The organism is Pacificibacter marinus, from assembly GCF_018860665.1.
Classification (GTDB): domain Bacteria; phylum Pseudomonadota; class Alphaproteobacteria; order Rhodobacterales; family Rhodobacteraceae; genus Celeribacter; species Celeribacter marinus_A.
This window is the reverse complement of sequence record NZ_JAHKPK010000047.1, coordinates 5,302-19,413: the sequence shown is the minus strand read 5'-3', so window position 1 is coordinate 19,413 and position 14,112 is coordinate 5,302. Positions and strand designations below refer to the sequence as shown.

General features: G+C 55.7%; 16 protein-coding genes. 5 read left to right on the top strand and 11 right to left on the bottom strand.

Annotation, left to right across the window (positions count from 1 at the left end):
- Nucleotides 1–277, top strand: a 277-nt coding sequence (locus KO497_RS13015) for an IS3 family transposase (protein ID WP_215944398.1), incomplete at its 5' end; no start/stop codon positions are given.
- Nucleotides 278–381: 104 nt separating this feature from the next.
- Here the strand turns inward: KO497_RS13015 and KO497_RS13010 are convergent.
- The 7 genes from KO497_RS13010 to KO497_RS12980 form a co-directional block, all read right to left on the bottom strand.
- Nucleotides 382–1,506 carry a Gfo/Idh/MocA family protein gene (locus tag KO497_RS13010; RefSeq protein ID WP_215944397.1) on the bottom strand — a complete coding sequence of 375 codons (1,125 nt, stop codon included), beginning with the start codon at nt 1,504–1,506 and terminating at the stop codon, nt 382–384.
- A 134-nt stretch (nt 1,507–1,640) separates the two neighbouring features.
- Nucleotides 1,641–2,621, bottom strand: coding sequence for an aldo/keto reductase (locus tag KO497_RS13005; protein WP_215944396.1), 981 nt, complete (start codon nt 2,619–2,621; stop codon nt 1,641–1,643).
- 31 nt (nt 2,622–2,652) lie between these two features.
- Complete coding sequence (manD, locus tag KO497_RS13000; RefSeq protein ID WP_215944395.1) at nt 2,653–3,888, bottom strand: D-mannonate dehydratase ManD; 1,236 nt, start codon at nt 3,886–3,888, stop codon at nt 2,653–2,655.
- Nucleotides 3,889–3,956: 68 nt separating this feature from the next.
- Complete coding sequence (locus KO497_RS12995; protein ID WP_215944394.1) at nt 3,957–4,781, bottom strand: sugar phosphate isomerase/epimerase family protein; 825 nt, start codon at nt 4,779–4,781, stop codon at nt 3,957–3,959.
- Nucleotides 4,782–4,837: 56 nt separating this feature from the next.
- Nucleotides 4,838–5,725 carry a carbohydrate ABC transporter permease gene (locus KO497_RS12990; RefSeq protein ID WP_252729661.1) on the bottom strand — a complete coding sequence of 296 codons (888 nt, stop codon included), beginning with the start codon at nt 5,723–5,725 and terminating at the stop codon, nt 4,838–4,840.
- A gap of 5 nt (nt 5,726–5,730) precedes the next feature.
- Nucleotides 5,731–6,633 (bottom strand): carbohydrate ABC transporter permease, encoded by a 903-nt coding sequence (locus KO497_RS12985; protein ID WP_215944393.1) that lies wholly within the window; start codon nt 6,631–6,633, stop codon nt 5,731–5,733.
- A 106-nt stretch (nt 6,634–6,739) separates the two neighbouring features.
- Entirely contained in the window at nt 6,740–8,041 is a 1,302-nt protein-coding gene (locus KO497_RS12980) for an ABC transporter substrate-binding protein (protein ID WP_215944392.1), read from the bottom strand.
- A gap of 439 nt (nt 8,042–8,480) precedes the next feature.
- Here KO497_RS12980 and KO497_RS12975 point away from each other — a divergent pair, with 439 nt between their 5' ends.
- The 4 genes from KO497_RS12975 (at nt 8,481) to KO497_RS12960 (ending at nt 12,461) form a co-directional block, all read left to right on the top strand.
- On the top strand, nt 8,481–9,524 hold the full coding sequence (locus KO497_RS12975; protein ID WP_215944391.1) for a LacI family DNA-binding transcriptional regulator: 1,044 nt from the start codon (nt 8,481–8,483) through the stop codon (nt 9,522–9,524).
- 23 nt (nt 9,525–9,547) lie between these two features.
- On the top strand, nt 9,548–10,285 hold the full coding sequence (locus KO497_RS12970) for an SDR family oxidoreductase (protein WP_215944390.1): 738 nt from the start codon (nt 9,548–9,550) through the stop codon (nt 10,283–10,285).
- 78 nt (nt 10,286–10,363) lie between these two features.
- Nucleotides 10,364–11,341: a hydroxyacid dehydrogenase gene (locus KO497_RS12965; RefSeq protein WP_215944389.1), complete on the top strand. Its 978-nt coding sequence runs from the start codon at nt 10,364–10,366 to the stop codon at nt 11,339–11,341.
- Nucleotides 11,342–11,387: 46 nt separating this feature from the next.
- Nucleotides 11,388–12,461, top strand: a complete 1,074-nt coding sequence (locus tag KO497_RS12960; RefSeq protein WP_215944388.1) for an ABC transporter ATP-binding protein — start codon at nt 11,388–11,390, stop codon at nt 12,459–12,461.
- 181 nt (nt 12,462–12,642) lie between these two features.
- On the opposite strand, the gene KO497_RS19490 is transcribed toward KO497_RS12960, so the two are convergent.
- The 4 genes from KO497_RS19490 to KO497_RS12945 form a co-directional block, all read right to left on the bottom strand.
- Nucleotides 12,643–12,858 (bottom strand): transposase, encoded by a 216-nt coding sequence (locus KO497_RS19490; protein ID WP_354668121.1) that lies wholly within the window; start codon nt 12,856–12,858, stop codon nt 12,643–12,645.
- Nucleotides 12,859–12,882: 24 nt separating this feature from the next.
- Nucleotides 12,883–13,155, bottom strand: a complete 273-nt coding sequence (locus tag KO497_RS19485; protein WP_354668119.1) for a transposase — start codon at nt 13,153–13,155, stop codon at nt 12,883–12,885.
- Between the two features lie 243 nt (nt 13,156–13,398).
- Nucleotides 13,399–13,722 (bottom strand): hypothetical protein, encoded by a 324-nt coding sequence (locus KO497_RS12950; RefSeq protein WP_215944387.1) that lies wholly within the window; start codon nt 13,720–13,722, stop codon nt 13,399–13,401.
- 113 nt (nt 13,723–13,835) lie between these two features.
- On the bottom strand, nt 13,836–14,112 hold a 277-nt coding region (locus KO497_RS12945; RefSeq protein WP_215944386.1), incomplete at its 5' end, for an integrase core domain-containing protein.

The window sequence follows — 14,112 nt, the reverse complement described above, 5'->3', positions numbered from 1 at the left end:
AGGCAGCCAATATTGTTCGCACGACTACCAGAAGATCCTGCGCCAGCATGGCTTCAAGGTATCGATGAGCGGTAAGGGAAATTGCTATGATAATGCAGCGGTCGAGACCTTCTTCAAAACCATCAAGGCTGAATTGATCTGGCGGCATTCATGGGGGACGCGGCGTCAGGCGGAAATGGCCATCTTCGAATACATCAACGGCTTCTACAATCCGCGACGACGCCACTCAGCGCTGGGATGGAAAAGCCCTGTCGCCTTCGAACGTAAGGTGGCTTAAACGAGCACTTGGGGCGGCACTAAAGCGCGACAGGTCCAAGCTACAGTGACACCGCAAGTGTTCCGCAGGTCAGTCGAGGCTACAATTGCGATTGACCAGCGACCTCACAGGCCGCTGACGTCTGTCCAGTTGCCATTTTTGCGGATGATTTTGATGATCTGCTGATACTGGCTGCCGTCACGAAAGGTTGGGTAGGGATCGACGCTCTCACCCGAAATGTCCTCGACGAACTCTCGCGCGAGGAAGTGCCAGCATTGTTCTGTCTCTCCGGCCACATCCGGAATGATCGCCGCGATGTCTTGTGGCAAGTCCAGATTTTTCCATTCGTGGCCATCGTGGACATATAGCGGGCCGCTGCCGTAATGGCCTTTGATATAGATTGCGCCTGTCTTGCCATAGACCACAATGTGATCCTCATGAAACCGTGGGACCAGCCCACCGTGCTTGAACAGCACCGAGACCGGCTTCTCCGCCATTGGGCTTTCGAGCTGGGCCATGACGGTATAGGACCACTCGACGTTGCTTTCGCCCCATTTCAGAGAGGGGTCGTTCAGGTTCTCGGGAATGAAATCCCGACGTGAGGCGAAGTTATGCACGCCCTCGACAATGGGGGCGCGACCAAGGTCATCGCGCACTTCACCGGCGATATTCAGAATCTTCTCGCCCACCAGTGAGCAGGCAATCGACAGCGTGTGTGTGAAATTGTTGTTGAGCCTGCCGCCCCCGTCCTCTTTACGATGGGACCAGCCGAACGGGATGTCGCGTTCCAGATTGAAGTGGGAGATACATTCGATTTCAGTCGGCTCACCAATTGCGCCTTCGGCTACCAGACGTTTGGCGTGCAAAACACTTGGCGCATAGCGGAAACTTGCCGCATAGGCGGTCTTTACGCCCTTTTCTTTGGCCAGTTCGTAAAGCTCGACGGCGGTGTCGGCGCTATCCGTCATAGGCTTGTCGCAAAAGACGTGGCAACCTGCGGCAATGGCCTGCTTGATCGGTTCGTAGTGCGCCCCGCCAGGTGTGGCGATCGAAACGATATCCGGTTTGCAGTCGTCCAGCGCTTTTTTCCAGTCGGTGCCCGCGTAGGGGATATCCATTTTTTCGGCCACTTCTTTTACGACATGTGGAGTGCGGCCGACGATTCCGACCAATTCTGCTCCCGCACCGCGAAAGGCGTCGGCGTGACCTTGACCAGCAAAACCGGTTCCGGAGATTAGGACTTTCAACATGGCTTCCTGCTTCTGGTTGGAGTGATTGTTGTGTGGTGCGGAGCATTTTCACTCCGCACCATGTATGATCAGCTGACGCTGATGTTTGGTTTAAGCCCCTCGATGATGTCATCGAGGCACGCCAACCGCAGAGATCAGCGCGTTCTGCCTTTACCCCACATGTCAATGTTGCTGCCAAGGGCCTGTTTGAGGGGATCGGAGGCTTTGGTGAGGCGTTCGAGCACCGAGGTGTCAAGTTCGACATCAAGGAGTTTCTTCAGGCCACGGCTTTGTTCACCGTTTCGGGTGCCGACGATAACCCCACCAACCGCAGGGCGGGATTTCAGCCAGCCGATGGCAAGCTCTTCCATCGACATGCCTGTGTCGCCGACAATCGCCCAAAGCTCGTCGAGCAACTCCTGACCTGTTGCTTCGGCGCCTTCTTCATTGTGGGCAACCTCGGGCCATTTGCGATGGTCGAACATTCTGGTGCGGGCACGGTCGACGGGAAAGTCCTGTAGCGACTTGTACTTGCCGGCAAGAAGCCCCTGCATCAGCGACGAATAGCACATGATCGGCACACCGGCCTTCTCACATTTGGGTTGAACTTCGAACTCGATTGTGCGGTAGAACAGGTGATAGGGCAGTTGGTTTACCGAAATGTCACCGAGAGCCAGCGCGTCGTCGATGTCCTCCTTGCCAAAGTTGGACACACCATAGGCGCGAATTTTCCCGTCGTCCTTCAGCTTTTTCAAGGCGCCGATGCTGTCGGCCAAGGGCACGTCGCGGTTGGGCCAGTGCAGCATATAGATGTCGATGTAATCGGTGCCGAGGTTTTTCAGGCTTCGTTCACAGGCTTCGATTATGCGATCGGGCGCAAGGTTTTCTCGCGCCACCTTGGACGAAATTACGATCTCGGACCGCTTGTCTCCAAGTGCCTTGTTGAGCAACTGCTCCGAATAGCCGCCGCCATAGGCCTCGGCAGTATCGAAAAAGTTGATGCCGATGTTGAAAGCTTCACGAAGCGCCTCGATCGAGTCCGTTTCTTCCTGTGCGCCGAAAGCACCAGCTCCTCCCATGCAGCCATAGACGATGGGCGTGGTCATTAAGTCGGTCTTGCCGAATCTTTTCTTCATTTCCGTGTACCTTTTGTTTCGGTGGGTGGGGTCACCAGCTCCACAGCGTGCCGTCTTCCAAGCGACTGACAGGCAGATAGGAGCGGTTGTAGGGATATTGTGCGGCGGCCTCTTCGTTGAAATCCACGCCCAGGCCAGGACTGTCGCCGACGTGGATCATGCCTTCGGTAAGCGTTAAGTCGTAAGAGAAGACCTCGTTCGATTTGTCAGAGCCGAAGCCCACAAATTCCTGAATGCCGAAGTTCGGCGCCCAAATGCCAAGATGCGCTTGGGCGGCGTAGCAGATCGGGGAAAGGTCCGGTGCGCCGTGCGGTGCAATGCGGACGTGGAACAGTGCCGCGAAGTCGGCGATGCGGCGCAGCGCGGTAATGCCGCCAGCGTGCGTGGTGGCTGTGCGGATGTAGTCGATCCATTGGTTCTGGATCAGTTCCTTACAGTCCCAGATCGTGTTGTAGATTTCACCGATGGCGAGCGGCGTGGTCGTGTGGTCGCGAATGATCCGATAGCTGTCTTGGTTCTCGGCAGCGACGGCGTCCTCGAGAAAGAGCAGGTCATAGGGTTCAAGCATTTTACCCAGCCTTGCCGCCTCGATAGGTGTCAGGCGGCTGTGGACATCATGGAGAAGTTGCACCTCTGTTCCGAAACGCGAGCGTGCCTGACGAAACAGATCTTCTATCGAGTTCATGTATTTGCGCGTCGACCAAGGTTCCTCGGGGGGAAGGGGACGGCTGCTTTGCTGTTCGAAATAGTCTTTCTTATCCCCAAGAACGCCATAGCTGGCTTTCAAACCGGGAACGGCGGTTTGGAGACGGACAGCCGTGAAACCTTGAGCAAAGAGTGCCTCGGCCTTGTCCAACGTGTCGTCGATGGTGCTTCCGGTTGCGTGGGCATATGTGGCAATGGCCTTGCGGCTTTTGCCGCCCAAAAGCTCATACACCGGCAAGTCGGCGGCTTTGCCTTTTATGTCCCAAAGCGCCACATCCACAGCAGCGATGGCCGCCATGTTGATCGGTCCCTTGCGCCAATAGACGCCTTTGTAGAGATATTGCCAGATATCCTCGATCTCATGGGCATTCCGCCCTATCAGACAGGGGGTGACGTGCTCCTTCAGATAGGCGGCAACCGCTTGTTCTCTTCCGTTCACCGTTGCGTCACCAACGCCGTAGAGACCGCATTTGGTGACGATCTTCAGGGTTACGAAGTTGCGTCCCGGGCTGCTGACAATCACGCGGATGTCTGTGATCGTCAGATCATGTTTGCTTTTCATAATGTGATCCTTTGTCCATGCGAATGCAGGCGCATTACCGAATAATGCGCGCCTTGGCTCGGGGCAGGTCAGGTGTAGATGTCGTCGATCAGGTTCTTCAGGTGAGCGAAATCTTTACGCAGGAATGGCAGCACATCGTCATCCATTAGCTGGCCGTGCTCACCCGCCTTTCGGCTGTATTCTGCTGGCATGCAGAAGGTGCCTTCGAAGCCTGTGTGGTGCAATTCGGAGACCAGCTTACGCCAGTTGTAGCCGCCGTGGTCGTGGGTGGTCCAATGAACCTGATACTCTGCTTCGCGCTCGGGGCCATTGGCGCGCAGGTGGCAGGCGCTTTTGAAGTTTACCAGACCGTTCATATGGGGACGGGCAATGTCGACCGCCATCTCCACGGGTTCGCCGTCAACGGCGCAGTGGCCCATGTCGAGCACGCCGCAAATCTGTTTCGGGTCATAATCGGCCAGAAGGTGGGCCAACCCCACGGCACTGCCTATATTATAGCCGTAGTGGTTCTGGACCCCGATTGCGACACCGTTGCGCTCCAGTGCGGGCAGCACCGCATCGAATTGGCGGCGGTAGTCATCGACGCTGGATTGGTAGCCCTTTTCCATGTCGATGGGGGCACAAATGCGGATGATACCGACACCAGCTTCGCCGCAAGCGTCAATGATGGTTTCATCAATTTCTGCCGCTATGCTGGGGGTCTTCAGGCCGTGTTCTTCCAGCAGGCGTACAGCCTTGGGGAGTTCGGATCCTGCGGTGTCGGGGGTGACCTGATAGCCAGGGCGCACCGCCAATTCGACACCTCCGAAACCCAGTCCTGCCAGCTTTGCGGCCAGTTCGGGCAACGGATCAGTCCAGGGTTTGGTGAATACTGTGATCAGCGGTTTTGCCATCAGAGTTTTGGTCCTTGTAGAGGGGTGAAAGTAAAGGTGGGGGAGGCGGAAGGGCCTTAGCCCTTCAACCCCGTTGTAGCGATGCCGTCGATCAGCTTGCGCTGGAAGATGAAGAAGATGATGAACATCGGCACCAGCGACAGGAGCGACATCGCCAGCATTGCACCCCAAGTGCCCGCGCCGCGCGATGCCTGCAGCAGGCGAAGGCCCTGCGGCACGGTGTAGTTCTCGATCGAGGTCAGATAAATAAGGGGCGTAAGGAAGTCTTCGTAAGTCCACAGGAACGTAAAGACCGCTGTCGTGACCAAGGCGGGCGTGAGAAGTGGCAGGATGATCGAGAAGAAGATGCGGATCGGTCCCGCACCGTCGATGGCCGCCGCTTCGTCCAGCTCACGCGGGATGCCACGGATGAACTGGATCATCAGAAAGACAAAGAACGCCTCGACCGCAAGAAACTTCGGAGTCACGATCGGAAGAATTGTGTTCACCCAGCCCAACCAGTTGAACAGAATATACTGAGGGATCAGCGAGGCATGCATTGGCAGCATGATTGTCATCATCATCAGCGCGAAGAGCGGCTTTTTGAAGCTGAAATCCAACCGAGCAAATGCGTAGGCCACGAAGGAGCAGGACAACACGTTACCAATCACAGCGATAATTGCGATCACGAAACTGTTGGCGAAAAACACCTTGAAAGGGGCGGCAACACCGGCCCAGCCGTGTGTGTAGTTCTGCCATTCAAAGTGCCGCGGGATAATGCTTGTGTCCGAGAATATTATGTTGGACGGCTTGAGCGAACTCACGGCGAGCCATACCAGCGGATAGAGCATGATCAGCGCAAACAGGATCAGCAGACCGTGCGTGATCAGCTTGGAGCGGGCTTTGCTCCTCTCGGTGATCCGGTTGATGTCGGAAGTCATGTTGTGCGTTTCTGTGGTGGTCATATCCGTTACCCCTCGTCCCCGTAGTGGACCCAGTATTTTGCGCTTAGGAAAGACACCATTGTGGCGAGGCCGATGATCGCTACCAGCACCCAGGCGATTGCAGAGGCATAGCCCATCTCGAAGTTTGTGAAGGCCTGCTCGTAAAGATAGAGCGTATAGAACAGCGTCGAGTCCGCCGGGCCGCCTGTTCCGTCCGAGATGATGTAGGAGGGCGTAAAGGCCTGAAATGCGCCGATCGTTTGCATCACAAAGTTGAAGAAAATGATGGGCGTCAAGAGCGGCACCGTCACGTAGAAGAACTGCTGCACGGGACGCGCGCCGTCGATGGCTGCCGCATCGTACATGTCTTGCGGTATCTGCTTGAGGCCGGCGAGAAAGATGACCATTGGGGCGCCAAACTGCCATGCAGCCAGCAAGACCAGCGTGCTGAGTGCGTAATCAGGGTTGGTGATCCAACTCGGTGCATCGTAGCCGAACCAAGACCAGAGGAATTGGTTGATGATGCCGTCATACGAGAAAATCTGGCGCCACATCAGCGCAACGGCCACACTGCCACCTAGCAGTGACGGAAGATAAAATACCGAACGGTAAAATCCCAATCCCCGAAGGCCGCGGTTCAGGATAAGAGCGATGAACAACGCGAAGCCCAGTTTCAACGGAACCGAGAACAGCACGTAATTCAATGTTACCTTTAGCGAAGTAAGGTAGCGCGGGTCGCTGCCGAGCTTGGCGTAGTTTTCCAATCCTGCCCATGTTGGTGCGCTGAAAAGATCGTAGTCGGTGAACGACAGATAGAGTGATCCCAACATCGGACCTAACGTGAATACGAGGAAGCCGACGATCCACGGCGAAAGGAACAGGAAAGCTACGCCGTTCTGTTTTTTCGAAATGTTCTGTGTCTTGCTCATTGGGGCATGCTTTCTATTGAGCCAAAGGGTGCCCGCCGCGCCCGCGCGGCGTTTATATAACGTGCAGGGCAGACACGTGTGCCCGCCCTGCTGCCGGTAGGAGGCGCTATTTCAGAGCTTGGAGCTTCCCATCAATCTCGGCGGCAATCGAGTTGCCCGCTTCGAGAGCCGTCATGTCACCGAAAGCGACAGCCTCGTTGTGGCGGCGGAAGATACCTCCCAAACCGCCGACACCGGGGCGACGCGACGGTGCGGGTTCCTCGCGCAGCATCTTGAGATATTCGACGATTTTCTTCTCTTCCGGTGTGCCTGAGGTGCCGAACTTCTCCATCCCGGCGGTTGAGGCCGGGATCATGCCACTTCCTGTATAATACAGTTCGACGCCTTCCGGATCGAAATGCATGAAGCGGATGATGTCTACACAAAGATCTTTGTTGGCCGCTTTGGTCCAGATGCCGGTCGAGTTTCCGGCGTAGTCATAGTGGTGCTGTTTCATTTCACCACCTTCCCAGCCATTGGGCAGCATCATCAGATCCAGTGGATCGCTCATAAGGCCACCGATGCCGATGAAACTGTCGGTTGTCTGGATCAACATGGCCGCTCGACCGCGAACAATAGCAAGCGAAGTGGAGTTGTCACCCGCTTGTGCTTGCACGTCGGCTGGCGGCGCACCACCTTCTTGGCGCATGTCTTCCCAGTACTGGAACCATTTGGCCGCGTCCTCACCCGAGAAGCCGATGGTATGCTCCGGCGTGAATAGCGCCTTGCCCATGGAGCGAAGGAACAGGTCGCACGCAAGGTTGTTGCCGCCACCGTCCTCGATTCCCCAAAAGCCACGTCCATGCTCCTTGCTCAGAGCAACAGCCGTCTCGAGCAGTTTTTCCCAAGTGTAGAACTTTTCGGGCACAGGTACGCCAACTTCCTCGAACTTCAGAGGGTTGTAGAACATGGCGGTCGCAATGGCGTCGTTCGGCATTGCATACATTTCGCCCGCATATGTGCAGGAAAAGACGCTGCCGTCCTGATAGCCGGATACATCGAGCGTATCGGGAATCCACGGGGTCAACGGCGTCAGCGCTCCGCGTGCCGCATATTCGGCCAGCAAATCCACGTTGACGCTAAACATGTCAGGCGCGTTGCCGCCAGCGGCTTCTGTGGCCAGCTTGTCGGTAAATGCGCGGTAACTTGAGAACTCGGGAATGATTTCAACGCCGGGGTTCTTTGCTTCATATGCTTTGAGAACTCTGAGCGTGGTCGCCAGTTGCTCCTCGGATTCAACAAAGCCGCTGAAGCGAATTTTTGTTGTGCCTTGTGCGAGAGCGCCGCCCGCGACGACGGTCATGGCAAAACTGCCGAAAGCGGCCGAGCTGTGTTTCAGGAAATTCCTGCGTGATTGAGATACGGACATATCTTCCTCCCTAGATACCGATCAAATCGAAAGACCTGTGGTCCGCTTCTTGCGATTCGGGCAGGTCTGTTATGTGACGATAGTAAAACGTTACACTTGTGTCGAATAAAAAATATCGCGTATCGATTTTGGAGATTTTATGCGTGATCGAAGCGGTTTGTCTAAACTTTAATCTGTTTTGAAAAATCGGCGTAAGCATTTGAAAAACGTATAAAATATGAATTTTCTTTGTCGAAAAATGGATTGTTTGACGGCGCAATCAAGCCGAATGAGGTTTGGTTTCGGTCAATTGAGGCTTTGAAGAGAAGTAAAATTTTTCTGGCATATTTGGGGCGGTGCAGCATATCTTGTGTAACGTATTATTGAATCTGATTCGCCGTGTGAGGCGCTGCGGCATTGCTTCGGTTCGTGGCTTGAATGAGGGATGTGAAAGAGGGCGATGGCAGGAATAAAGGATGTGGCTAAGAGGGCCGGAGTTTCGGTTAGCACCGTCTCGAATGTCATCAATGGTCGTCATGCCAAGATGGGTGCGCGCACGTTGCGTAAGGTGCAGGAGGCGATCGATGAGCTCAATTACACGCCCAGTGCAGTCGCGCGGCAGTTGAAGTCCGGACAGATCAAGATGCTCGGGCTCGTTGTGCCTTCGGTCGCCAACCCGTTTTGGGGGACGGCGTCGCAGTTGATCGAGAAGGCGGCACTCAAGCGCGGTTATCAGGTGTTGATTTGTAATACCGAGCGTGATCCCGAGCTGGAGGCTAACTATTTTTCGTCGCTTTATGCGTCGTCGATCCGCGGAATCATTCTTGGATCGTCGCCGGTTTCCTTCGATCATCTGAGTGAGCACGCCAAGAACGGGATGATCATCGGTGCCTTCGACCGGGCAACACAGGGGGCGAACGATATCGTGTCTTGTTCGGTCAGTGTGGATCAAACACTCGGTGCGCGGCTTGCCACGCGTCATCTGATCGGCTTGGGGCACAAGCGAATAGGCTTTATTTCCGGTCCGATTGGCACCTCAAGCCGTACTGCCCGCGTCGAAGGGATGCGGTCCGAGCTTGAAAAGGCAGGTCTCACACCAGACCCCGATCTGATCTGGGTGGCCAGTAACGCGACAGGGTTTGGGGATAGTCACGCGGCGGAGCTCGGTCGCACGGGTATTCGTGAATTGCTGACGCTTGATGAGCCGCCAACGGCGGTCTTCACCGTCAACGACATGTACGCCATCGGAATCTGTTCTGGCGCACGCGAACTCGGCTTTCGCGTACCTGCCGACCTGTCGGTTGTCGGTTTCGATGACATCTTGATGGCTAAGGTGATGGAGCCACCGCTGACCACCATTCGTCAGCCTGTGGAGCAGATGGCCGAACTCATGGTTCAAAAGCTGATCGATACCCTGGAAGGGGTCGAGGGGGATGGCGACGCACATGTCGTGCTGCGTCCCGAATTGATGGTGCGTAGTTCCACAGCTGCGCCCCGTAATTGAAAATATCTGGAGAGGGGGGAGACATGACTGAAGTCAAGAGCATTACCGGCCGCAATATCCTGATCGCAGGAGCAACCAGCGGTATGGGACGCGCAACGGCTCTACAGGCAGCAGCCGCAGGCGCAGGAGTCGTTCTCCTTGGCAGGGACGGCGCGCGGCTGGACGAGGTGTCGCGCAAAGCAACTGAATTGGGGGCCAGTTCCGTGCTCACGATTCAGGCCGATGCCGCCGACGCAAATGCGCTCTCGGTGGCGTTGCGAGAGCATGACATTGCGCTGCGCGAAATTGACACGATGATCAACTCCGTAGGCGTGAATATCGTCGATCGCGCTTTTGTTGATCTGACTGCAGACAGCTGGGCGTCGATGATTGATATCAACCTTAATGCGGCCTTCAATCTGGCAAAAATTATCGTGCCACTGTTCCGCGCACGCGGCGGCGGGCTGTTGATCAACATCTCTTCTACCGCAGCACGCAAACCAGACCCGTCGGGTGCCGCTTATCAGGCGACCAAGGCGGGAGTTATGGCGATGACACACGCGATCATGGAGGAGGAATGGAAAAACGGCATTCGTGCCACAGTTATCTTGCCTGGTATGACCGAGACGCCACTTCTGGAGAAGCGCCCATCTCCCCCGACGGAGGAGATGCGTGCGAAGGCGCTCCAGCCCGAAGACATCGCCGAGGCCTGCATGTTCGTGATGGGCTTGCCTGAACGTGCGCATGTCTCGGAATTGATGATCCAGCCCGCAAAGCGATAAGCCCCACAACAGCAGGTGACAAAAGTGAAACAACACGTTGTATCGGGGGGAGGAACCCGCCCAAGGGTTGCTGTCCTTATGACCGAAGAGGTCCGTTCTCTGATTTTTACGCAAGAGGTTGAGAAAGCCTTGAGTGCTTTCGCGCAGCCGGTCATTTTCAGTGACGATGATCTGGCATCCGGCGAGTTTACCAAGGCTTTGCAGGGGATAACGGCTGTCATCACCGGATGGCGGTGCCCTACGTTCCCTCAACTGCTCGCTCCACAAGGGGACATTGAATTTGTATCCCACGCTGCCGGATCGGTGAAATTTCTTGAGGTGGAAAAAGCTCTGGTCGGCGGTCATATCCGCGTCAGCCATTCGGCGCCGGAAATCGCGTTGGCCGTAGCGGAGTTCACCCTGACGCAGATCCTTGCGCACTTGCGATTGCATCGTCAGCAGGATGACGGACTGCATGGCACGATGGATTGGGCCGAGATGCGGAAGGCCTATTTGGGTCATCTTCTGGCGGCCCAGAACGTCGGTCTGGTCGGTTTGGGGTATGTCGGGCGCCTCGTGTTGGAGCGCTTGCGTCCGTTCGGCTGCACAGTGTCGGTCTATGATCCGTTCATCAGCGCACAGGAGGCCGAAAGGCTGGGCGTGACGCTTCTGGAACTTGATGAACTGTTCGCCAACTGCTCGGTTGTCAGCCTTCACGCAGCAAATCTGCCTGCGACCGAAGGCATGATCAAACGTGAGCATTTGAGCGCGATGGCTGATGGCGGACTTCTGGTCAATACCGCGCGGGCCGGCCTCTTGGAGCCGGGCGCACTTGTCGAGGAATTGCAGCGGGGCCGCATATTTGCAGCCATCGACACCTTCGACGTCGAACCATTGCCCGCCAGCGATCCGTTGCGACAGATGTCGAACGTCTATTTGTCGCCGCATTGCGCGGGCCACACGCGTGAAAGCTATGTCCGGCAAGGGCTTGCGGCAATTGAAGATGTGCGCCGCTTCTTTGCCGGCGAACCACTGAAACAGGAAATCCGTCGCGAGAAAGCTGCTGCGCTAGCGTAAGGCAGCGGCATCAGGCGACACCAGTCATAGGGAAGAGGAGAGTGACATGGCTTCAGTTGAAATCATCGGGCTCAAGAAAAACTTTGGCGCAGTGGAAGTTATCCATGGCGTGGATCTGAAAATCGAGGATGGCGAGTTCGTCGCACTTGTCGGACCGTCAGGTTGCGGCAAGTCGACCTTGCTACGTATTATCTCGGGGCTTGAGCCAGCTTCGGCTGGCGAAATTCGTATTGATGGTAACTTGGTAAACCATCTCAATCCGCGAGAACGCAACATTGCGATGGTGTTCCAAAACTACGCTCTCTATCCTCACATGAGCGTCGCAAAGAACATGGGGTTCAACCTGAAACTCTCTGGGATGGACCGCAGCGAAATAGATCGTAAGGTCAAGGAAGTTGCCAAACTGCTCGAACTTGACGCCCTGCTAGATCGCAAGCCGGGTCAACTGTCCGGTGGTCAACGACAGCGCGTGGCAATGGGGCGCGCCATTGTTCGCGATCCGGCGGCGTTTCTCTTCGATGAACCGCTGTCGAACCTTGACGCAAAGTTGCGAGACCAGATGCGGTCCGAGATCAAGTTGCTGCACCAACGTGTCAAAACAACCTCGATCTACGTCACCCACGACCAGATCGAGGCTATGACGCTGGCCGATCGCGTGGTTATTCTCAACGGCGGAAATATCGAACAGGCAGGGCGTCCGATCGATCTCTACAACAAGCCTGAAAACCTGTTCGTGGCGGCATTCATCGGTACACCGTCGATGAACCTGATCGAGGCAACCATCGTAAAGACCGACACTGGCCTCGCGGCAAAGATGGCCTGTGGGCATATGGTTCCTGTGACCGCCAATCATCCCAACATTACCGAGAACGAGGAGGTCATCATCGGCATGCGCCCAGAGCACTTCTCGGCCGATACCTCGGGTGTACTGCTCTCTGGTCAGACAACGCTGGTTGAGCCGACTGGTGCGCAGACCAACATTACCTTTGAACTCGGAGGGAAGCCTGCCACGGCGGTTCTTGAGGGGGGCTTCAATATCGAAGTCGGGCAGCCGCTTACCGTGTCTATTGATCCGAAGAAGGTGCACTTCTTTGACAAGGCCACGGGGCGCCGCGTTTAGCATCGCATGTCTTGTGAATGATCGTCCTGAGTGGGCTGCGACCGTCTGGTTTCATTGTTTGGAGTGAAGGGGCAGAGCGTATTTTCCGAAACTTCCCAAAGTAGACAGTCGGGTTTTACACAACAGAATCAAACGAACCCGTCATGATGCCTTCATGTCGGGTTCTCACTAGGCTCAGGCCTCATAACCAGAACACGACCGTAGCTGCGAGAGCAATAGCGGAGAAGAAGACTTCGGGGCAGCGGTCGAATCGGGTGGCGACCCGCCGCCAATCCTTCAGGCGCCCGAACATGATCTCGATGCGATTGCGGTGCTTGTAGCGGCGTTTGTCGTATTTGATGGGCTTCTTGCGCGCCCACGCCCCCCTTTTTATCCCGCAGGCTCGATGCCGTTCGATGGGCTTTGAGATAGGTCGCGTCGATCATGATTGTCGTCGGATCCATCGCCTCCGCAGCCAACTCTTCAAATATCCTGGCAAAACACCCATTTCGCTCCAGCGTTTCCAACGACTATAGAGCGTCTTCGGCCGGCCGTATTCTTTCGGCGCATCGCACCACCGTAATCCATTGCGGTTGATGAAGATTATCCCACTCAATGCTCGCCGATCATCACCCCTCGGCTTGCCATGGCTCTTGAGAAAGAACGGCCGCCGCCGCGCCATCTGTTCGTCGGCCAGCCAAAATAGATTGCTCATGATTCCCCTTGAAAGCTTGGGGATTTGAAATATGCAACCGATGCAATCTCAAGTCGATTAACGGGGCCTGAGCCTAGTTTTTGCTACCGTGCGCAGCCGGGCATATTTATGCGTCACGCCCTCCTAAGAGCACCGGATCGTCTCGTACAGCCGGCTGGGCAGAGGACCGCGCGATGCTCACTAGTGAGAACACTGCGCCTAGAAACCAACGATCCAATTGCTTCCCGCCCCCTCTATCGAGCCTCAACGGAACACAAGTTCAGGCAAAACAGTTTCCCACTCATTTCGCCGAATGTATTTTCGAAACTCTTCGTCATTGTCGGATTTGCGCCATCGAACCAATGCACCGACGCATCCGGAAACAAACTTCGCCCCTTCAGGCGGAGACCAACGTTTTGCCAAACATCCAAGGACACAGCCCTTATCGTTCAGGATCATCCATTTCCCTGAGCGAAACTCTAGCGTCAAGGGGTCTCCAACTGTTGCCGCAGCAATCGCGTTCAAGGTTTCATGGCGTTGAGGAAGCCGTCCTGCGAATGACAAGTCGACCACACTCAGATCGGGCATCTGATACTTGTTTGGTGCAGGGAGTTCCTGAATAGATTTAGGCTCCACAGGACGCAACAACTCGCATTCGGAATCTGGACCTGTCCCGCTTTAGTGCCGCCCCAAGTGCTCGTTTAAGCCACCTTACGTTCGAAGGCGACAGGGCTTTTCCATCCCAGCGCTGAGTGGCGTCGTCGCGGATTGTAGAAGCCGTTGATGTATTCGAAGATGGCCATTTCCGCCTGACGCCGCGTCCCCCATAAATGCCGCCAGATCAATTCAGCCTTGATGGTTTTGAAGAAGGTCTCGACCGCTGCATTATCATAGCAATTTCCCTTACCGCTCATCGATACCTTGAAGCCATGCTGGCGCAGGATCTTCTGGTAGTTGTGCGAACAATATTGGCTGCCT

Coding starts and splice junctions, on each gene's coding strand:
- KO497_RS13010 (WP_215944397.1), bottom strand. CDS start 1,506: ATGTTGAAAGTCCTAATCTCCGGAACCGGTTTTGCTGGTCAAGGTCAC.
- KO497_RS13005 (WP_215944396.1), bottom strand. CDS start 2,621: ATGAAGAAAAGATTCGGCAAGACCGACTTAATGACCACGCCCATCGTC.
- manD (WP_215944395.1), bottom strand. CDS start 3,888: ATGAAAAGCAAACATGATCTGACGATCACAGACATCCGCGTGATTGTC.
- KO497_RS12995 (WP_215944394.1), bottom strand. CDS start 4,781: ATGGCAAAACCGCTGATCACAGTATTCACCAAACCCTGGACTGATCCG.
- KO497_RS12990 (WP_252729661.1), bottom strand. CDS start 5,725: ATGACCACCACAGAAACGCACAACATGACTTCCGACATCAACCGGATC.
- KO497_RS12985 (WP_215944393.1), bottom strand. CDS start 6,633: ATGAGCAAGACACAGAACATTTCGAAAAAACAGAACGGCGTAGCTTTC.
- KO497_RS12980 (WP_215944392.1), bottom strand. CDS start 8,041: ATGTCCGTATCTCAATCACGCAGGAATTTCCTGAAACACAGCTCGGCC.
- KO497_RS12975 (WP_215944391.1), top strand. CDS start 8,481: ATGGCAGGAATAAAGGATGTGGCTAAGAGGGCCGGAGTTTCGGTTAGC.
- KO497_RS12970 (WP_215944390.1), top strand. CDS start 9,548: ATGACTGAAGTCAAGAGCATTACCGGCCGCAATATCCTGATCGCAGGA.
- KO497_RS12965 (WP_215944389.1), top strand. CDS start 10,364: ATGACCGAAGAGGTCCGTTCTCTGATTTTTACGCAAGAGGTTGAGAAA.
- KO497_RS12960 (WP_215944388.1), top strand. CDS start 11,388: ATGGCTTCAGTTGAAATCATCGGGCTCAAGAAAAACTTTGGCGCAGTG.
- KO497_RS19485 (WP_354668119.1), bottom strand. CDS start 13,155: ATGAGCAATCTATTTTGGCTGGCCGACGAACAGATGGCGCGGCGGCGG.
- KO497_RS12950 (WP_215944387.1), bottom strand. CDS start 13,722: ATGCCCGATCTGAGTGTGGTCGACTTGTCATTCGCAGGACGGCTTCCT.